This is a genomic window from Streptomyces sp. NPDC017095, assembly GCF_044332325.1.
In the GTDB taxonomy this organism is placed as follows: domain Bacteria; phylum Actinomycetota; class Actinomycetes; order Streptomycetales; family Streptomycetaceae; genus Streptomyces.
Genome location: NZ_JBIROU010000022.1, coordinates 57,344 through 75,980 on the forward strand (window position 1 = coordinate 57,344; position 18,637 = coordinate 75,980).

17 protein-coding genes and 1 pseudogene are annotated in these 18,637 nt (G+C 74.7%); 9 read left to right on the forward strand and 9 right to left on the reverse strand.

The genetic code is table 11. The features are described 5' to 3' along the window. Positions 1 to 33 precede the first annotated feature (33 nt). From ACH4OA_RS31680 to ACH4OA_RS31695, 4 genes are all read right to left on the reverse strand, one after another. Entirely contained in the window at positions 34 to 648 is a 615-nt protein-coding gene (locus tag ACH4OA_RS31680; RefSeq protein WP_365878294.1) for a TetR/AcrR family transcriptional regulator, read from the reverse strand. A 31-nt stretch (positions 649 to 679) separates the two neighbouring features. Beyond that, positions 680 to 1,675 (reverse strand): small ribosomal subunit Rsm22 family protein, encoded by a 996-nt coding sequence (locus tag ACH4OA_RS31685; RefSeq protein WP_397972774.1) that lies wholly within the window; start codon positions 1,673 to 1,675, stop codon positions 680 to 682. Positions 1,676 to 2,448: 773 nt separating this feature from the next. After that, the gene (locus tag ACH4OA_RS31690; protein WP_397972777.1) at positions 2,449 to 3,630 is read right to left on the reverse strand and encodes a serine hydrolase domain-containing protein; all 1,182 of its coding nucleotides are present in this window, start codon (positions 3,628 to 3,630) and stop codon (positions 2,449 to 2,451) included. Further along, on the reverse strand, positions 3,570 to 4,874 hold the full coding sequence (locus tag ACH4OA_RS31695) for a multidrug effflux MFS transporter (RefSeq protein ID WP_365878504.1): 1,305 nt from the start codon (positions 4,872 to 4,874) through the stop codon (positions 3,570 to 3,572). Before ACH4OA_RS31695 ends, ACH4OA_RS31690 begins: the two co-directional genes overlap by 61 nt. 105 nt (positions 4,875 to 4,979) lie before the next feature. Here ACH4OA_RS31695 and ACH4OA_RS31700 point away from each other — a divergent pair, with 105 nt between their 5' ends. Together ACH4OA_RS31700 and ACH4OA_RS31705 are read left to right on the forward strand one after the other, a co-directional pair. Further along, on the forward strand, positions 4,980 to 6,008 hold the full coding sequence (locus ACH4OA_RS31700) for a Gfo/Idh/MocA family protein (RefSeq protein ID WP_397972816.1): 1,029 nt from the start codon (positions 4,980 to 4,982) through the stop codon (positions 6,006 to 6,008). 110 nt (positions 6,009 to 6,118) lie between these two features. Next, positions 6,119 to 6,877, forward strand: coding sequence for an SDR family oxidoreductase (locus ACH4OA_RS31705; RefSeq protein WP_397943358.1), 759 nt, complete (start codon positions 6,119 to 6,121; stop codon positions 6,875 to 6,877). A 252-nt stretch (positions 6,878 to 7,129) separates the two neighbouring features. On the opposite strand, the gene ACH4OA_RS31710 is transcribed toward ACH4OA_RS31705, so the two are convergent. Next, on the reverse strand, positions 7,130 to 8,308 hold the full coding sequence (locus ACH4OA_RS31710; RefSeq protein WP_397945675.1) for a D-alanyl-D-alanine carboxypeptidase family protein: 1,179 nt from the start codon (positions 8,306 to 8,308) through the stop codon (positions 7,130 to 7,132). A gap of 535 nt (positions 8,309 to 8,843) precedes the next feature. Here ACH4OA_RS31710 and ACH4OA_RS31715 point away from each other — a divergent pair. Beyond that, a complete protein-coding gene (locus ACH4OA_RS31715; protein WP_397943354.1) occupies positions 8,844 to 9,389 on the forward strand; it encodes a DoxX family protein in 546 nt (181 codons plus the stop codon). 242 nt (positions 9,390 to 9,631) lie between these two features. Here the strand turns inward: ACH4OA_RS31715 and ACH4OA_RS31720 are convergent, their stop codons facing one another. Continuing rightward, entirely contained in the window at positions 9,632 to 10,189 is a 558-nt protein-coding gene (locus ACH4OA_RS31720; RefSeq protein WP_397943353.1) for an NADPH-dependent FMN reductase, read from the reverse strand. A gap of 407 nt (positions 10,190 to 10,596) precedes the next feature. After that, on the reverse strand, positions 10,597 to 11,031 hold the full coding sequence (locus tag ACH4OA_RS31725; protein ID WP_397943352.1) for a MarR family transcriptional regulator: 435 nt from the start codon (positions 11,029 to 11,031) through the stop codon (positions 10,597 to 10,599). A 200-nt stretch (positions 11,032 to 11,231) separates the two neighbouring features. Between ACH4OA_RS31725 and ACH4OA_RS31730 the strand changes: the two genes are divergently transcribed. From ACH4OA_RS31730 to ACH4OA_RS31740, 3 genes are all read left to right on the forward strand, one after another. Further along, entirely contained in the window at positions 11,232 to 12,404 is a 1,173-nt protein-coding gene (locus ACH4OA_RS31730) for a PP2C family protein-serine/threonine phosphatase (protein ID WP_397972779.1), read from the forward strand. Positions 12,405 to 12,902: 498 nt separating this feature from the next. Further along, positions 12,903 to 13,343 carry an ATP-binding protein gene (locus ACH4OA_RS31735; protein WP_397943429.1) on the forward strand — a complete coding sequence of 147 codons (441 nt, stop codon included), beginning with the start codon at positions 12,903 to 12,905 and terminating at the stop codon, positions 13,341 to 13,343. A gap of 217 nt (positions 13,344 to 13,560) precedes the next feature. Next, positions 13,561 to 14,748 (forward strand): PP2C family protein-serine/threonine phosphatase, encoded by a 1,188-nt coding sequence (locus ACH4OA_RS31740; RefSeq protein WP_397943348.1) that lies wholly within the window; start codon positions 13,561 to 13,563, stop codon positions 14,746 to 14,748. Between the two features lie 10 nt (positions 14,749 to 14,758). Here the strand turns inward: ACH4OA_RS31740 and ACH4OA_RS31745 are convergent, their stop codons facing one another. Next, positions 14,759 to 15,271 carry a MarR family winged helix-turn-helix transcriptional regulator gene (locus tag ACH4OA_RS31745; RefSeq protein ID WP_397945672.1) on the reverse strand — a complete coding sequence of 171 codons (513 nt, stop codon included), beginning with the start codon at positions 15,269 to 15,271 and terminating at the stop codon, positions 14,759 to 14,761. 452 nt (positions 15,272 to 15,723) lie between these two features. Between ACH4OA_RS31745 and ACH4OA_RS31750 the strand changes: the two genes are divergently transcribed. Together ACH4OA_RS31750 and ACH4OA_RS31755 are read left to right on the forward strand one after the other, a co-directional pair. Continuing rightward, a complete protein-coding gene (locus ACH4OA_RS31750; protein ID WP_397945671.1) occupies positions 15,724 to 16,455 on the forward strand; it encodes a hypothetical protein in 732 nt (243 codons plus the stop codon). A 150-nt stretch (positions 16,456 to 16,605) separates the two neighbouring features. Continuing rightward, positions 16,606 to 17,055: a hypothetical protein gene (locus tag ACH4OA_RS31755; protein ID WP_365877205.1), complete on the forward strand. Its 450-nt coding sequence runs from the start codon at positions 16,606 to 16,608 to the stop codon at positions 17,053 to 17,055. A 256-nt stretch (positions 17,056 to 17,311) separates the two neighbouring features. Here the strand turns inward: ACH4OA_RS31755 and ACH4OA_RS31760 are convergent, their stop codons facing one another. Then, positions 17,312 to 18,157 carry a SigB/SigF/SigG family RNA polymerase sigma factor gene (locus tag ACH4OA_RS31760; protein WP_397943341.1) on the reverse strand — a complete coding sequence of 282 codons (846 nt, stop codon included), beginning with the start codon at positions 18,155 to 18,157 and terminating at the stop codon, positions 17,312 to 17,314. A 162-nt stretch (positions 18,158 to 18,319) separates the two neighbouring features. On the opposite strand from ACH4OA_RS31760, the pseudogene ACH4OA_RS31765 reads away from it, so the two are divergent. Continuing rightward, positions 18,320 to 18,573 (forward strand): annotated as a pseudogene (locus ACH4OA_RS31765) (NUDIX domain-containing protein); the annotation flags it as partial. Between the last annotated feature and the right edge of the window lie 64 nt (positions 18,574 to 18,637).

Here is an 18,637-nt window from a genome sequence, read left to right on the forward strand (position 1 = left end):
TCGCACGGGCCGGCGGTCGTGCGCGGGGGCGCGTCAGCGGGGCGCGATGCCGTGCAGGGCGTAGTCGACCAGGGTGTCCGTGTAGGCGTGGGAGATCGGCCCGGTCCGCTGCAGCCAGCGCTGGGCGAGGGGCGACACGAACAGCTCCAGCGCGATCCGGGGGTCCACGTCGGGCCGTACCTGCCCGGCGTCCTGGGCCGCGCGCAGCCGGGCGACGTAGAGCTGGAGCTGCGGTTCGAGCAGCGCGGTCACGAACGCGCGGCCGACCTGCTCGTTCACCACGCCCTCCGCCGTCAGCGCCCGCGTCGGCACCTCGAAGCGCGGGTCGTGCAGCTCGTCCACCGTGGCCCGCAGCACCGCCTTGAGGTCGGCGGCCAGGTCGCCGGTGTCCGGGATGGCGTACGGCTCCTGCCCGGCCGCCTCGGCGGTCTGTCCGGCGAGGTCGAGGAACGCCTCCAGCAGGACGTCCGCCTTGGAGGACCACCAGCGGTAGATGGTCTGCTTGCCGACGCCGGCCCGGGCGGCGATGCGCTCGACGGTGGTCTTCGGATAGCCGACCTCGCCGACCAGCGCGAGGGCGGCGGCGTAGATCGCCCGGCGGGACTTCTCGCTGCGGCGGGTGGCATCGGGGGCGGGCTTGTCGACCATGGCGTCGAAAGTAACAAGCGGTCCGGGCGGACTACGACGCGGAGCCGTCCGGCGGCCAGGCGTCGCCCCAGGCGGCGTCCCGGGCCGCCTTGTACAGGTCGCCGTGGCGCTTGGTGACGGTGGTGCGGTCCAGCCGCTCCCCGCTCTCGCACAGGTCCAGCAGCACCTGGCCCTTGCGGATCTGCGGGCGCCGGACCACGCGGGCGGCGGCCGGCGCGGCGGGCAGCCGGGTGGCGGCGACGTAGGAGAACTTCTCGTCCTCGTACGCCAGCGAGCCGCCCTTGACCTGGCGGTGCAGCGAGGAGCGGCCGACCCGGGCGGCGAAGTGGCACCAGTCGGTGCCGGGCGCGATGGGGCAGGCGGCGCTGTGCGGACAGGGCGCGGCGATCCGGAAGCCGGCCCGGATCAGCCGGTCGCGGGCCTCGATGACCCGGGCGTAGCCGGCCGGGGTGCCGGCCTCCACGATGACGACGGACCGGGCGGCGCGGGCGGCGGCGTCGACGAGGGCGGCGCGGTCGGCCTGCGTCAGCTCGTTGAGGACGTACGACACGGTGACCAGGTCGGTGTCGTCCAGGGTGAGGTCGGCGCCGATCCGGGCGCGCCGCCAGCGGGCGTCCGCGAGGGCCGGCCGGGCGGCGGCCAGCTCGCGGCCGAGGGCGATGGCGGGCTCGGCCCAGTCCAGCACGGTGACGGGGCGCCCGCCGGGCCAGGTCGCGGTGACGGCCCAGGTGGCGGCGCCGGTGCCGCCGCCGACGTCGGTGTGGCCGGCCGGACTCCAGCCGGGCACGGCGGCGGCGAACGCGGCGAGCGCGGAGCGGACCGCCTCGAAGGTGGCCGGCATCCGGTAGGCGGCGTACGCGGCGACGTCGGCGCGGTCGCGCAGGATCGGGGCGTGGGTCGGGGTGTCGCCGCGGTAGTGGGCGATCAGCCGGTCCACGGCGGCGGCCGTCTCCCTGGCCGGCAGCCCGTCCAGCAACTCGGCCAGGGCGGCACGGAGCACCGCGGCCGCGGAGGTGGGGTCGTTCACCTGGCGATTCTACGGCGCCCCACCGGGCCGCAGGGCCGCCGGTACGGCACCCCGGCCCCGTGGGGCGGGGGTGTGCAGACGCCGCAGTGCTGATCCGCTGGCGCGGCCGGGCGGCCCGGCACCCCGGTGCCGAACCGCCGCGCGGGCGGGGACCCGGCGCCGCGAGCGAGCCGTCCGGAGCCGCGGGCGGGTGGGCCGGCGGGCGGACCAGCGCCGCGCCCCGGCGCGGCCTCGCCGGTACGGGCGGGCACCCCGGCCCCACGGTGCCGAACCGCCGCGCGGGCGAGCGGCCCCGCGCCGCGGTGCCGAGTCGCCGGTGCAGGCGGGCCGGCAGACCGGCGACGAAGGCGGGCGGACCAACCGGGCGGGCGGACCAGCGCCGCGCCCCGGCGCGGCCTCGCCGGTACGGCCGGGCACCCCGGCCCCACGGTGCCGAGCCGCTGGCGCGGGCGAGCGGCCCCCCGCCGCGGTGCCGAGTCGCCGGTGCAGGCGGGCCGGCAGACCGGCGACGAAGGCGGGCGGACCAGCCGGGCGGGCGGACCAGCGCCGCGCCCCGGCGCGGAGCCGCCGGTACGGGCGGGCACCCCGGCACCGCAGTGCCGAGCCACCGACGCGGGCAGAGGTCCGGCCCCGCGGTGCCGAACCACCGGTGCGGGCGGGAGTCCGGCGCCGCCGGCGAGCCGTTCGGAGCGGCGGGCGGGCGGTCCGGCGCCCCGGTGCCGAAGCACCGGTGCGGGCGGACCGGCCGGGGCGGATGGGCACCGTGGGTGGGGTCAGATCACGGCTTGGGACAGCAGGGTTGCCAGGGCGGCGCGTGGGCCGTTGTCCGCCGGGCGGCGGCTGGGGTGGACCGTGTTGGCCAGCAGGATCAGGAACGTGTCCGTGGCCGGGTCCACGACCAGGGACGTGCCGGTGAAGCCGGTGTGGCCCGCGGCGCCGCGGCCGGCGAGCGCGCCCATGAAGGACGGCTGGTCCACGGCGAAGCCCAGGCCGGGCGGGGTGAACAGCAGCTCCACGTAGTCCTGGCCGAGGATGCGCGCGGGGCCGTAGGAGCCGCCGGCGAGCAGGGCGCGGCAGAAGACGGCGAGGTCGGGGGCGGTGGAGAACAGTCCGGCGTGCCCGGCGACCCCGCCGAGTGCCCACGCGTTCTCGTCGTGGACCACGCCCCGCAGCATGCCCCGGTCGGCCTTGGCCCACGGCCGCCGCTGGTCCTCGGTGGCCGCGGCGCCGGGGCAGGGGCCGAACGCGGTGGCGGCCATGCCGAGCGGGCGGGTGATGCCGTCCCGCACGAGGACGTCCAGGGGGCGGCCGGTGATCCGCTCCAGGACGGACTGGAGCAGCAGCATGTTCAGGTCCGAGTACCGGTACGTGCCCGGCGCGGCCACCGGGGCCTCGGCGCGCAGCAGGTCCAGCCGGGTGGCGTCGTCCGGGCAGTCGTACAGGGGGAGTTCGGGGCGCAGCCCGGAGGTGTGTGTGAGGAGCTGCCGTACCGTGATGCCGTGCGCGACGGCGGCGTGGAAGTCGGGCAGGCAGTCGCCGACGCGGGTGTCGATGCCGAGCGTGCCGCGCTCGATCTGCTGCACCGCGGCCACCGAGGTGAACAGCTTGGTGAGGGAGGCCAGGTCGAAGCGGGTGTCGAGGGCGGCCGGGACCCGGGCGGCGGGCGGCAGTTCGACACCGGTGCCGGTCCCCGGGTCGTGGCGGGCGTAGCGGACCGCCCAGCCGGTGGCCTCGGCCACGGCGATCACGGGCCCGCGGCCGGCCAGCACGACGGCGCCGGCCGCCCACGGGCGCTCACCGGCGGTGAGGGCGCGCGCCCCGGCGGCCAGGTGCCCGAGCGCGACGGGGTCGAGCCCGGCGCGTTCCGGTGTGCCGGCGCGCAGTCTCGGTGCGCTCAGCTCATGTCTCCCTCCGCGCCCGCACGGCTGGTCTTCCGTGTCGTCCAGGGACGGCACATTCCCATGAAGCAGACCGCCGCGACCAGTGCCCCGGCCAGTTGGACCACCGCCATGGGCACGGCGGTGCGCTCCCCCGCGACGCCGACGAGCGGCGAGGCGACCGCGCCGACGAGGAAGGAGGAGGTGCCGAGCAGCGCGGAGGCGGAACCGGCGGCGTGCCGGGTGCGCTGCAGGGCGAGGGACTGCGCGTTGGGCAGGGTGATGCCCATGGCGGACATCAGTACGAAGAGGGCCGCGGCGACCGGGACGAGACCCGTGTCGCCGAAGACGCCGGAGGCCATCAGCAGCAGGGCGGTGGCCGCGAGCGCGATCACCGCGAGGCCGACGGCGAACACCTTGTCCAGGCTGACCCGGCCCACCAGCAGCTTGCCGTTGACCTGCCCGGTGATCACCAGGCCGATGGAGTTCAGGCCGAACAGCAGGCTGAAGGTCTGCGGGGAGGCGCCGTAGATCTCCTGGACGACGAAGGGCGAGGCGGATATGTACGCGAACAGCGCGGCGAAGGTGAAGCCGCCGGCCAGCATGTAGCCGGTGAAGGGCAGGTCGGCGAGGAGGGCGCGCATCGACCGCAGGGCCTCGCCCGCGCCGCCGCTGTGCCGGCCGGCGGGCTCCAGCGTCTCGGGCAGCCGCAGCCAGACGAGCGCGGCGAGCGCGGCGCCGACCACGGTGAGGACGACGAACACGCCCCGCCAGTCCGTCACCCGCAGCAGTTGCCCGCCGATGAGCGGTGCCACGACCGGGGCGACCCCGGAGATCAGCATCAGGGTGGAGAAGAAGCGGGCCATGGCCACGCCGTCGTGGAGATCGCGGACGACGGCACGCGCGATGACGATCCCGGCCGCGCCCCCGAGTCCCTGGGCCAGCCGGAAGGCGACCAGGGTCTCCACGTTCGGGGCGAGTGCGCACAGGGCGGTGGCGACGACGTAGACGGCGAGGCCGGCGAGCAGCGGCCGGCGGCGGCCCCAGCGGTCGCTCATCGGGCCGACCACGAGCTGTCCGAGGGCCATGCCGAGCAGGCACGCGGTGAGGGTGAGCTGGACGGTGGCGGCGGGCGCGTGCAGCGCGTGGGTGACCTCCGGCAGGGACGGGAGGTACATGTCCATCGCGAGGGGCGGGGTCGCGGTGAGGCCGCCCAGGAGGAAGGTGACGAGCAGTCCGGTGCGGCGGACGCCGGCCGCCGGCCGGGCCGTCGCCCCCTCCCGCCGCGTGTCCGGTGTCGGTGCCGCCGTGTGCTCCGGCATGTGCCCCTCCCTCTTCGCTGACATCGCTGTCGCGGACGCGACCGGCACCTATGCTCTCAGCTCGTACACACTGCCGAGGCACGGATGAGCGAGGGCGGGACGGCGATGGCGGAGCGGAACGTGCGGTGGGGGATCCTGGCGACCGGCGGGATCGCGGCGGCGTTCGCCGCGGATCTGGTCGATCTGCCGGACGCGGAGATCGCGGCGGTGGCCTCCCGCCGGCGGGAGTCGGCCGAGGCGTTCGCCGAGCGGTGCGGGGCGGAACGCGCGTACGGCGACTGGGAGTCGCTGGCCGCGGACCCGGACGTCGACGTGGTGTACGTCGCCACTCCGCACGTGGCGCACCGGGCGGCGGCCGGCCTGTGCCTGGCGGCGGGCCGGAACGTGCTGTGCGAGAAGCCGTTCACGCTGAACCTGCGCGAGGCGGCGGAACTCGTCGCACTGGCGCGGGAGCACGACCGCTTCCTGATGGAGGCGATGTGGATGTACTGCAATCCGCTGGTCCGGCGGCTGACGGAGCTGGTGGCGGACGGGGCGATCGGCGAGGTGCGCACGGTGCAGGCGGACTTCGGGATCGCCGGGCCGTTCCCGGCCGCGCACCGGCTGCGGGACCCGGCGCTGGGCGGCGGCGCGCTGCTGGATCTGGGCGTGTACCCGGTGTCGTTCGCGCACCTGCTGCTGGGCGAGCCGGACACGGTCACCGCGAGCGCGGTGCTCTCGCCCGAGGGCGTCGACCTCCAGACGGGCGCCCTGCTGTCCTGGGAGAGCGGCGCGCTCGCCTCGGTGCACTGCTCGATCGCCGGCGGTACGGCGGTGACCGCGTCGGTGACCGGCACGCGCGGCCGGATCGACGTCCCGTCCGGGTTCTTCCATCCGGAGCGGTTCGTGCTGCACCGCGACGGCCGTGACCCCGAGGAGTTCGCCGCCGACCCCGCCGACGGGCCGCGCACCAGCCTGCGGCACGAGGCGCGGGAGGTCATGCGGGCGCTGCGCGCGGGTGAGAAGGAGTCGCCGCTGGTGCCGCTGGAGGGGACGCTCGCGGTGATGCGCACGCTGGACGCGGTGCGGGAGCGGATCGGGGTGCGCTACCCCGGCGAGGAGCGGGCGGACGCGACGGTGGCCGCCGCCGGATAACCGCCGACAGCCGTCGGACAGCCCTCGGATAGCCCTCGGATAGCCCTCGGACAACCGTATGGCGGACACCCGATTCCGCATCGCGGATGCGGGGCCTACGCTGCGGAGTCATGACTGACAGGAACGCGAAGACCGCAGTGGTGACCGGCGCCGGGACCGGGATCGGGCGGGCCGTCGCCGTGGAACTGCTGCGCGCCGGCTGGTCCGTGGCACTGGCCGGGCGGCGGGCCGCACCGCTGGCCCGGACGGCGGCACTGGTGCCGGGGGCCGCCGCGCTGGCCGTGCCCACCGACGTGTCCCGGCCCGAGGACGTCGAGGGGCTGTTCACGGCCACCGTGGAGCGGTTCGGCCGGGTGGACCTGCTGTTCAACAACGCGGGCACCTTCGGGCCCGGCGGGGTCCCGGTGGAGGAGCTGTCGTACGACGCCTGGCGGCAGGTCGTGGACACGAACCTCAACGGCGCCTTCCTGTGCGCTCGGGCGGCCTACCGGCGGATGAAGGAACAGGACCCGCAGGGCGGCCGGATCATCAACAACGGCTCCGTCTCGGCGCACGCGCCCCGGCCGCACTCGGTCGCCTACACCGCGACCAAGCACGCGCTGACCGGGCTGACCAAGTCGCTGTCCCTGGACGGGCGGCCGTACCGGATCGCGGTCGGCCAGCTCGACATCGGCAACGCGGCGACCGACATGACGGAGCGGATGCGCACGGGCGTACTCCAGGCAAACGGGGAGGTAGCCCCGGAACCGGTGATGGACGTGGCCGACGTGGCGCGCACGGTACGGCACATGGCGGAACTGCCCCTGGAGGCGAACGTGCAGTTCGCGACGGTGATGGCGACGACGATGCCGTACATCGGGCGGGGCTGAGCCGCGCCGGTCCGCACGCGCGGGCGGACGCCGGCCCTCCGAGGTATTGCCGGCCGTAACTGACGTGTGCTCAACTTCCCTCCACCAGAACTTCACAGTTGGGCAGGGGAGTTCCGCAGCCACTTCCGAGGGGGGAGGCGGCCGGCGGCCGTACCACCGGACCGGACCAGGGGGGTGCACCTCGCGGCGTACGCGAGGACACACCGGCCGGCGGGGACGGCCGCCGCGCCGTGTCGTACGACGGCCCTCCGCTCAGCGGCGGCGTCTGCCCCGGCCCGCCGGTTCGCCGGCCGCCGGGGTCCGGGTACGGCGGCGGCGCAGGGTCCAGGCTCCCGCGCCCAGCAGCGCGAGCGCGCCGGCGCCGGCGCCCACGGCCGGCCAGGCCGGGCCGCCGGGGGCCGCCACGCCGGGTGTGCCGGCCGCCGCGCGCACCGGCGGCCGCGCGGGCTCCGTGGCCGTGCGCGCCCCGCCCTCGCTCAGCGGTGCCACCAGCATGCCGACGGCCTGGGCCGAACGCCCGTGTCCGAAGCCCCAGTCGAGCAGCGCGGCGGTCTCCTCGTAGACGCCGTTGCCGCCGGCCTGCGGGTGCATCACGGTGACGAGCAGGGTGCGCCCGCCCCGGGTGGCCGCGCCGGTGAAGGTGTTGCCGGCATGGCTGGTGTAGCCGTTCTTCACACCGATCAGGCCGTTGTACGTCTTGAGCCCCCATGCCCCGGTGAGCAGGCGGTCGGTGTTCTGGATCTGGAACGTCTTCTTGCCGCCCGCCGGGAAGTCGGCGGTCCGCGTGCCGCAGTAGCGGCGGAACTCGGCGTCCCGCAGGCCGTGGCGGGCGAAGAGCGTCAGGTCGTACGCCGAGGAGAGCTGGCCCTCGTGGTCGAAGCCGTCGGGGCTGACCACGCGGGTGTCCAGGGCCTGGAGGTCGGCGGCCCTGGCCTGCATCTCGGCGACGGTCTTGGCGATGCCGCCGTTCATGTGGGCCAGCACGTGCACGGCGTCGTTGCCGGAGCGCAGGAACACGCCCTGCCACAACTGCTCGACGGTGTAGGTGATGCCGGGCTTGATGCCGACGAGGCTGGAGCCGGCCGGGACGTCGGCGAGATCGGCCTCGGTGACCCGGTACCGCTCGGTGCGGTCGAACTTCTTCAGCACGGTGTCCGCGAACAGCATCTTCAGCGTGGACGCCGGCGCGAGGCGCCGGTGCGCGCCGAAGGAGGCGAGCACCTCGCCGGTCACGCAGTCGGCGACCAGCCAGGACCGGGCGGTGAGCTTGTCGGGCAGTCCGGAGGCGCCGCGCGCCTGGACGCCGGTACGGGCCAGGCGTTCGCCGCCGACGACGGTGGCCGCCGCGGCTTCGGTGGCCATGGACAGGGGCAGGGCGGCGGCCGTCAGCCCGAGGACGGCACGCCGGCTGAGCCGGGAACTTTCACGCACTCGGGGAAGGTACACCGCGCCGAGCGGGGCTCTCGCGATCGGAGGGCCGGTACGGCGCCGATTCGGACGGCCGGCGCAACGGGCACGGCACCGCCCGCGCCGCCCGCCCGCCCCGCCGTACCGGCCGCCCGGTCCGTTACCGGCCGGGCAGGTGGCCGTTCTCCGTCAACCGGGCCGTGGGAGAGGGCCCTTCGCGAGCGCGTCGGCGTTCTCCTCGGCCCGGGTGACGGTGCGGAAACCGGGGGCGGGCACGGCCCGCGGGCCGTGGACCCACAGCCAGGCCAGGGCGCCCGGGGAGGTCGCGGCCGGCCCCCGGAGGCCCGGCGGCCGAAGCCGAGTGCGCGCACGGCGATCCCGTCGCGCCCCACGGTCCGTGCCGTCGTGGCGGGACCGCCAGGAGCCGCAGCGCACGCGCGGACACGCACCGCTCCCCCGGGGCCGCCACCCGAACGGCAGTCAGGACGGGACGGGCGTGACCGGCGGTGCGAGGGTGGGGTGGGGAGGGAGCCTGTCCGCCCGTCTGCTGGGAGTCACCGTGACCTGTTACGACCGACGTGATCTGGGCCTGCTGCTGCTCCGGCTGGGCACCGGCGGGGTGCTGGCGGCGCACGGTGCGCAGAAGCTGTTCGGCTGGTTCGGCGGGCACGGTCTGGAGGGCACGGGCCAGTTCATGGAGTCCGTGGGCTACCGGCCCGGCAAGGCGAGCGCCACGGCGGCGGGCCTGGCGGAGACGGGCGGCGGCCTGCTGCTGGCGCTCGGCCTCGCCACACCGGCCGCGGGCGCGGCGGCGGCCGGCGCGATGGCGGGCGCGGCGGCGGTGCACGTGCCCAACGGGTTCTTCGCCCAGGAGGGCGGCTACGAGCAGGCGGCGAGCCTGGGGGTGACGGCGGCCGGTCTCGCCGTCACCGGACCGGGCCGCCTCTCCCTGGACCACGCCCTAGGCCATGTCCTCGACCGCGGCTGGATGGTCCCGGCCGCCCTGGGCGTGACGGCGGCGGTGACGGCCGTGGTGGTGGGCGCGCGCGGCCGGCGGCTGCGCCGGACGGCACAGGGCGAGCAGGAGCCGCTGTTCGAGGAGTGAGCCGGCGGCGGCCCGCCGGCCGCAGCCGGGGCCGGGGCTCAGCGGGCCGGGCGGTCGGCATCCTCGCGGGCCCGGACCGCCACCCGGGTTCAGCAAGCCAGGCAGCCGGCACCCTCGCCGGTCCGGGCCGCCGCCCGGGTTCAGCAGGCCAGGCGGGCGGCGTCCTCGCGGGCCCGGACCGCCACCCGGATTCAGCAAGCCAGGCAGCCGGCACCCTCGCCGGTCCGGGCCGCCGCCCGGGTTCAGCAGGCCAGGCGGGCGGCGTCCTCGCGGGCCCGGGCCGCCGCCCGGGCGAGGTCGTCCAGGAGGGCGGCCAGGGCCGCGCGGGTCGGCTCGTCGGTGATCCGGCCGCCGGCGATCTTCAAGGTGGCCTGCGGGACGCGCAGGTCCCGCGGGAGCACCCGGGCGCCCATCACGGCGAGGGTCTCCGCGAGCCAGGCACGGGCCCGGTCGCCGCCGCTCGCCGCGGGGGACGCGCTCGCCAGGGCCACCGGCTTGGTGTCGACCTCGCCGCCGCCGATCAGCCATTCCAGCGCGTTCTTGAGCACGCCGGAGGTGCCGTGGGCGTACTCCGGCGTGACGATCAGCAGGGCGTCCGCCGCACCGGCCGCGGCTCGCAGCTCCGCCGCCGCCGCGGGCAGCGCGGTCTCCTCGACGTCGGCGTTGAAGAAGGGCAACCGGTCCAGGGGCGGTGCGACGACGAGTTCGCGCGGGGGCCGGGTCAGCTCCGCCGCCGAGCGCAGGACGGCCGCGTTCAGTGAACCGGAACGCAGACTTCCGCACAGTCCGAGGATTCTCATGCCGGTCAGCCTACGTCCGGGAACCGGCGGGTTCCGGGGGACCGGCGGGCCGGGAGCGGGGCCGCCAACTCCGCGTGCGGACCTGCGCGTTCTCCGCGGTCACGGCGTCCGGGCCGGCACCGGTCCGGGTGGGGAGCGCCGGGCGGCGGCCAGGTGCCCCGGGCCCCCCGGACGGGAGACGTGCCGCACAACCACGGCGGATCGCGCCGCGACGGGGGTAACCGGGTGGAGGTAAGGGCTGTCAGACGTACTGTTGCCGTTTGACAACAATAGCCGCGAGGCAACAAAGTAACCGTGTCGGACGTGTGCGGGGAAGGACGTGGAATGCTCCGGTGGACGGAGACCACTCCGTGTACTGGTCGCCATCGCCTGAGGGCGGCGGTGACCCCGGCGCCGCGAACCGCGGGTCAGGCCGTCCGGCTGCCCGTGCCCGAGGCGTCGTCGTGTATCTGCGTCGCCGCGGTCGCGCAGAACGCCTCCAGCCCCTCCAGCAGCGCGATCCGCTTGGCGGCGGGCATATCCGCCAGCACCTTCCGCAGTTCCTTCTCCCTGCGGGCCCGCAGGTCGGCGAGGAACGCGCGGCCCCGGCCGCTGAGGTGCAGCCGTACTTCCCGCCGGTCCTGCGGGCTCACCACCCGCTCGACGAACCCGGCGGCCACCAGACGGTCGCACAGCCGGCTGGTGGACGGCGGGGTGGACGCCAGGGTCTCGGCGAGCGTGCGCAGGTTGATGCCGTCGTGGTGCTCCAGGATGTGCAGCACCCGGAGCTGGGACGCGGAGGTGGGCGCGGTGGAAGCCCGGCCCCACACGACCTCCAGCAGCTCGACGGCCGTGGTGGTCACCCGAGCGACCTCATCGGGCTCTGGGCGGCGGCGGAAGGCAGTCACGGTCACACTCTCGCAGGCACTGGGGCGCCTGTCAGCGTACTAGGTGCAGCGCTGGCACCGGGTGCCCCGAGGTGCCCGACGCGGCCCGACCGGAAGCTCCGCCTCGTGAACGAGGCACATACCTTGTCCGGCGAAAGATAGGTGTATTTCCCATCATGAACAGACTCGTGGCCGCTGAACGTGCGCTGCGCACAGCGGCTCCCCATGCACTGCTCGACGCCATCCGCGCCGTACTGGTCGAGCAGTACGGCGCGGAGGACGTCGAGCTCTACCTGGCCGACTACGGCCTGACGGTGCTCCAGCCGGTGTCGGTGCTGCCGCACACGCTGGAGCCGGTGTCGGTGCACAACAGCCCGGTCGGCCGGGCCTTCGGCTCGCAGAAGCCGTACCCCGAGGAGGTGCGGGACGGGCGGGTGCGGCTGCACCTGCCGGTCAGCGTGCGCGGCGACCGGCTCGGCGTGCTGTCGGTGACCCTGCCGGACGCCGGGGCCGTACGGCACTCGGAGCCCGAGCTGGCCGAGATCGCCGACATGCTCGGGCACGAGGTGATCGTGGCCGAGCGGGACACCGACCTGTACCTCCAGGTCCGGCGGAAGGACCGGCTGACGCTGGCCGCCGAGATGCAGTGGCAGCTCCTGCCCGGCCGCTCCTGCTCGCGGGCCGAATACGAGCTGGGCGCCCAGCTGGAGCCCGCCTACGCCATCTTCGGTGACAACTTCGACTGGTCCGCCAGCGCCGACCACCTGATGCTGTACGTCACCAACGGCATGGGCGAGGGCATAGAGGCGTCCCTGCTGACGAACCTGGCCATCAACGCCCTGCGCAACGCCCGGCGGGCCGGCATCTCCATCGAGGACCAGGCGGCCCTCGCCGACCAGGCCGTCTACGCGCACTACCAGGGCCGCTGTTACCTGTCGGTCCTCATGTTCGACTTCGATCTCGCCACCGGCCGGGCGAGCGTGGTGGACGCCGGCTCCCCCCAGCTGCTGCGGCTGCGTGACGGGGTGGTCGAGCGCATCGTCCTGGACGCCCAGCTGCCCCTCGGCATGTTCGAGGAGACCGACTACGTCGCGCAGGACTTCCAGGCCGAACCCGGTGACCGGCTCCTCTTCGTCAGCGACGGCGTCCACACCGTGGCCGGCCCGGAGGGCGAGGCGTACGGGGACGCGGCACTGGCCCGGGCCATCCACTCCACCCGGCTGCTGCCCGCGGCCGAGGTGCCGCGGGCCATCCTGCGGGAGCTGACCGGCCACCGGGGCAGGCCCGCACCGGACGACGACGCCTTGATCGTCTGCCTGGACTGGCACGGCCGGCCGGCCGGGAACTGACCGGCCGCGGTGGCGGTCACGCGCCGTCCGGACCCACACCCTCGCACCCGTGTTTGCCGGGTGGCAATAATTGCCTGATGTCCGCGGATCGGCCGACCGGCCGGCCGTCCCGCGGGTCCGAAGCGCACGCAGGACTTGCCGGGCCCGCGAGGCCCGCAGGACAGGCGGCACCGCACCACCGGCAGCAGGGAGAACACGCGTGGCGCAGTACGGCACGCCCCCGAGGGGGCGGGCGGCGGGGAGCCGGCGGACGGCACCGTCCGGCAGACGCGGGGCGCGGTCGTCCCCCCGCGCCCGGTCACGGCAGCGGGCCCGGACCGACGGACCCCGGTGCCATCCGCCGAAGCCCGTTCCGGGCAGTGGCACCGGCAGCCGTGCCGGCGGGCGGTGTGGTGCGCGGCACCGGACGAGCGGGTGCCCGGCCCCTTTCCACGCCCCCTCCCTGCGGGGCCGCACGTCCTCGGCGGCCGCGGCCGCTCCGGTGGAAGACGGTGCGTGATGCAGGCCCCACTCGATGCGACGGCGTGCCTGCCGATCGGCTCCGACGCGGATCTCGCCCGGGTACGCCGCCAGGTGCGCCAGGCCGCCGCCGCCCTCGGTTTCGGACTGGTGCAGCAGACGAAGCTGGTCACCGCGGCCAGCGAGGTGGCCCGTAACGCCCTCGTGCACGGCGGCGGCGGCCACGTGGAGATCACACCGCTCGGGGACGGGACCCGCCGCGGGCTGCGGCTGACCTTCGCCGACGCGGGTCCGGGCATCCGGGACGTGGAGCGGGCCATGGCCGGCGGCTCCCCGGGCGACGGTCCGGGCAGTGGCCTGAGCGGGGCCAGACGGCTGGTCCAGGAGCTGACCCTGCACAGCCGGCCCGGCCGGGGCACCACCGTGACCATCACGGACTGGCTCACCGGCCTGCCCGCGCCGCGCACCGGTACGCCGTGAACGCGGCCCGGACCGCCGCCACGCACCGATGCCCCGTGAGCACGGCCGGGACCGCCGCCGCGCACCGGTACGCCGTGAACGCGGCCGGGACCGCCGCGCACCGGTACACCTTGAACGCGGCCCGGACCGCCGCCGCGGGCGCGCTGCCCGTAACGGGCCCCTCCCCGCCGCCCGCCGCGGAAAAGGGGCGGTAGCGTGGAGGTCTTGAGGCGAGAGGGTGAACACCGTGACAGCCTTTGAACCGCTTCCGTCCCCGGAAGCCGACCTGCGCGTGGCCGCGCCGCACGCGCTGGTGGCCACCGCCCGCCGGATCCTCGCCGAGCGGGCCGGGGCCCAGGAGGTCACGCTCCTGCTCGCCGACTACGGACTGACCGTCCTGCAACCGGTGTCCCATCTGCCCCACACCGGCCCCGCGGTCCCCGCCCACGAGGGCCCCGCGGGCAGCGCCTTCCTCACCCAGAGCCCGGTCGTGGAGGTGCTCCGCACGCCGCCCGGCCTCCTGGTGCATCTGCCGATCACCGTGCGCGGCGACCGGCTGGGCGTCCTCTCGGTGCGACTGCCCGCGGGCGCCGCCGATCCGGACACCGTGCTGCGGCTCGGCGACTTCGCCACGGCACTCGGCCACGAGGTGGCCACCGCCGACCGCGACACCGACCTCTACCTCCTGGCCCGCCGCACCCGTCGCCTCACCCTCGCCGCCGAGATGCAGTGGCAGCTCCTGCCCGGCCGGGGCTGCGCCCGCGCGGAGTACACCATCGGCGCCCACCTCGAACCCGCCTACTCCATCGGCGGCGACAACTTCGACTGGTCCGGCAGCGCCGACCACCTCGTCCTGACCGTCACCGACGGCATGGGACAGGGCATCGAGGCGTCGCTGCTCACCAGTCTCACGGTCAGCGCCCTGCGCAACGCCCGCCGCGCGGGCATCGGCCTGGCCGACCAGGCGTGTCTGGCCGACCAGGCCGTGTACGCCCAGTACGGCGGCAAGGCGTACGCCTCCACGCTGCTGCTGCGGTTCGACCTGGCCACCGGCGCGGTGCACGCGGTCGACGCGGGCTCCCCCCAACTGTTCCGCCAGCGTGACGGGCACACGGAGCGCGTCGCCCTGGACGCCCAGCTCCCCCTGGGCATGTTCGAGGAGACCCAGTACCAGGAGCAGGCGTTCCGGGTGGAGCCGGGAGACCGGCTCATCGTGGTCAGCTCCGGGGTGCACGGCACCCGCTCGACGGACGGTGCCCTGTTCGGCGAGAGCGCCCTGCGCCAGATCCTCGGCGCCACCCGCTCCGCGGCGCCGCACGAGACGGCCCGCGCGGTCGTCTCCGGGCTGGTCGAGCACTACGGCAACCGGGAGTTGATGTCCGACGCCGCGGTGGTCTGCCTGGACTGGCGCGGGCGCCCGGACTGACACGGGCCGGTCAGGACCGGCGGCCGTCCTTCTTGCCGGTCTTCCCGGTGGCGCTCTCGTGGGCGGCGAGGAAGGCGCGCATGCCCCGGCTCAGCGCCGCCCGCTCGGCCGGCGCCATGGCCGCGAGGACCTCCGCGAGCGCGTCCGACCGGCGGGAGGTCACCTCGCCCAGCACCTGCCGGCCGTGACCGGTGAGGTTGAGCTGCACCTCGCGCCGCTTGTGCGGGTGCAGCACGCGCTCCAGCAGACCGGCCGCCTCCAGCCGGTCGCACAGCCGGCTCGCGGTCGGCATCCCTATCTCCATGCCCTCCGCCAGGGCCGTGAGATTGAGCCCGGGCTCGGACTCCAGGATGCGCAGCGCCCGCAACTGGTGCGGCGACAGCCGAAGGCTCGCCCGCTGGCTCGCCACCGACCACAGGTCCGCGAGACCGTCCACGGCATCGGAGATCTCCAGCGCGAGGGACCACGGATCTCCGTCCGGCCCGCTCGCCTGGTCGTCCCCGGAGCCACTGAGACGAGTCACGAACCCATCGCTTTCAGCAATCGCCTGCCCATGTGGATGCCATCCCCATTCAAACGCGGTACCCGAAGAGACGCGCAGCAAGCACCGCCGGCCGAGCCATCGTAGGAACCGAGGGACCGGGATGACGGAGGTTTGCCCGGCGAGCCGTGGCGCGAGGGGGTGGGGCGGGGGTGGTTGGGGCGGCGAGCCGCTGCGTGAGGGGCCGCTGCGGGGGGCCGTTGCGCGGGGTGCCGGGGCGGCCGGGGTTGTTCGGCGAGCCGTTGCGCGGGGTGGCCCGCCGTGACCGGGGCTCCCGCCGGGTCGGCCCGGCGGGAGCCCCGCGGAAAAGGAAGCGACTATTCCGTTATCACGGGGATACCGGAGTTCCACGGCGGCCGTCACGCGACGGCGAAAGCGACGGCCCGCCCGGCAGAAGGAACAGCAACTATCCCCGGAGGGGTTTTCGCATGTCCGTGAGCCGCACGTTAGCCGTGTCCGTGATCTGCGCGACCACCGCCATAGGTGTCGCGGGCTGCTCCGACGACACTTCGTCGGACCAGCCGTTCCAGGGGCAGAACGCCGACCAGGTGGCCGCCAAGGCGGTGACCGCCACCCGGGACGCCACCTCGATGCGCATGGCCGGGAAACTCTCCGCGCAAGGACAGCCCCTGACGGTCGACTTCCACGTCGACACCCGGAAGAACTGCAAGGGCAGGATGGCGATGCGCAGCGGTTCGGCCGACGTCATCCACACCGGCCAGGCCACGTATGTCAAAGGCGACGACAAGTTCTGGGCCGGTGCCGCGGGGAATTCGGCCGGCGGACAGAAGCAGGCCCGGGCGCTGAGCGGCCGGTGGGTGAAGGTGCCGGTCGGTGATTCCCGTACGACGGGATTCTGCGACAAGCAGGGATTCCTGGCCGATCTGGACAGCGACAAGTCCGAGCGCAAGGGAATGACGAAGGGCGACGTCACCACGGTGGACGGCCGGAAGGCGGTTCCGCTGAAGAAAAAGAAGGGGAGCGGCGAGACCATCACGATGTACGTCGCCGCCGAGGGAAAGCCGTACATCCTCAAGCTGGACCAGTCGGGCGGCAAGACCCCCGGCACCGTCGTCTTCTCGGACTACGAGAAGCCGGTCAAGGCGACGCCTCCGCCGGCGGGACAGGTCGTCGACGGCACCAAGGCGGGCAAGACGGCTTCCTGAGGGTCCGTCGCGCGTAACCCGTACGGCCCATCTCGTGCCTCAATTCGTTTCCCACAGCCCAGATCAGAGCATTTTCGAACAAAGCGGCGGGGCTGAAATGCCGCCTGGCGGGTAGCGCGCTACTCGACGGCATCATGGAAGGGGAAAACCATGTCAGTGGATCCCGAACCAGCCGCGGCATCGCCGGCTGCGGCACACGTCGCCGAATCGATGATCGAGCTGTGGCAGCGGGCACACGAGGACGTCGCCCCGAGGATTTCCGACGAGCAGATGCGCGCGCTCCTCGCGCTGGCGGACGGGCCGGGTGACCCGGGCGGAATCGCCCGGGACCTCGGCGTCGACTTCGCCGCGGCGGTCGGGCTGTGCGACCACCTGGAGCGGCGCGCCCTGGTGCGGCGCGGGCCGGCCGGCATGTTCTGTCTCACGGGCGCCGGGAAGTCCGTGCTCGAAGCGACGCGGCAACGCCGTCGGCAGCTTCTGGAACAGACGCTGCTGGCGGCCGCACCGCCGGACCGGCCGGTACTGCGGGACGCGCTCAACCAGCTGAACGGACGGGTGAGCCCCCTGCTGCGGGTCCCGCGCAGCCGCTCACCGCACTGACGGCCGGGGGGCGGGAGAGCCACGAGGACGGGCGACGAGTGCGGGGCGGGTCGGCGCACCACGGACGGGGCGCCGCCCGGCCCTCCCGGGTCCGGCCCCGCCGCCGGTCGGCGGGCGACAGCCGATGACCGGTGGGCGGATGGCCGATGGGCTGGGCGTAGGCCGGTGGGTGACCGGCGACGGCCGGTGGGCGTCAGTCCATGGGATGGGCGTCAGCCGGCGACCGGTGGCCGTCGCAACCGGCGACCAATGGTCGTCAGCCGGTGGCCAGCATGCCCGAGCGGAGGCGCTCCAGGATGCGGGAGATCAGCCGCGAGATGTGCATCTGCGAGACCTCCAGCTCCTTGCCGATCTGCGCCTGCGTCATCTCCTCCACGAACCGCATGTGCAGGATGCGCCGGTCCCGCTCGCCCAGTCCGGCGATGAGGGGGGCCAGGTCGTGGAAGTCCTCCACGAGTTCCAGGGCCGCGTCCTCCTCGCCTATGAACGCGGACAGCGCGGCCTCGCCCTCGTCGGCGTCGGCGCTGATCGCGGCGTCCAGCGAGGCGGAGTGGTAGCCGTTCGCCGCGATCTGGACCTCGACGACCTGCTCCTCGGTGAGGTTCATCAGGGCGGCCAGCTCGGAGACCCTGGGCGCGCGGCCCAGCCGGCCGCGCAGTTCCTCGTTGGCCTTGGCCAGCTCCGTGCGGGCCTCCTGGAGGCGCCGGGGCACGTGGACGGACCAGGAGGTGTCGCGGAAGAAGCGCTTGATCTCACCGACGATGTAGGGCACCGCGAAACTGGTGAACTGCACCTCGCGGGAGATCTCGAACCGGTCGATCGCCTTGATCAGCCCGATGGTGCCGACCTGGACGACGTCCTCCATGTCCTGGCCGCTGCTGCGGAACCGGCGGGCGGCGAAGCGCACCAGGGACATGTTCATCTCGATCAGCGTGTTGCGCGCGTACTGGTATTCGTGGGTGCCTTCCTCCAGCACGGCGAGCCGGTCGAAGAAGACCCTCGTCAGCTCACGGGCGTCCTGGGGCGCGACCTTCTGCGGATCTGCGATCTGCGGCAGCTCCGTGCCGAGGTCGGTCGCCGTGCCGACGAGTGCCGTCGTCATCCCAGGGCCTCCCTGCTCTCGTTCACCCGCTCCCGTGAGCGGGTCACCAGAGCCGCGCCTACCCTGACCCGCCCGCCTCATGCCTCACCATCCCGCCATTTCCCCAGGTCCCCGCCCCGGACACCCCACCGAAAACCAGCCCCGGCACCAGGGAGGCACCCCTTGCTGCGGGACCCGTCCGGCCGTGTGCTCGTGGTGAACCGCACCTACAGACCGGGATGGGACCTGCCCGGCGGGATGGCGGAGGCCAACGAACCGCCGGAGGACACGGTGCGCCGTGAACTGATGGAGGAACTCGGCGTACGCGTCACGCCGCTCGGGCTGCTGGTGGTGGACTGGGTGGCCCCCACGGCCCCTGGGACGATCAGCTCGCGTTCGTCTTCGACGGCGGCACCCTGGGCGAGGACCAGACCGCTGCACCTCCGCGACGGAGCGCCCTCCACGTGATCACCGAGGGCCTCTGGCCTGCGTTCTTGCTGG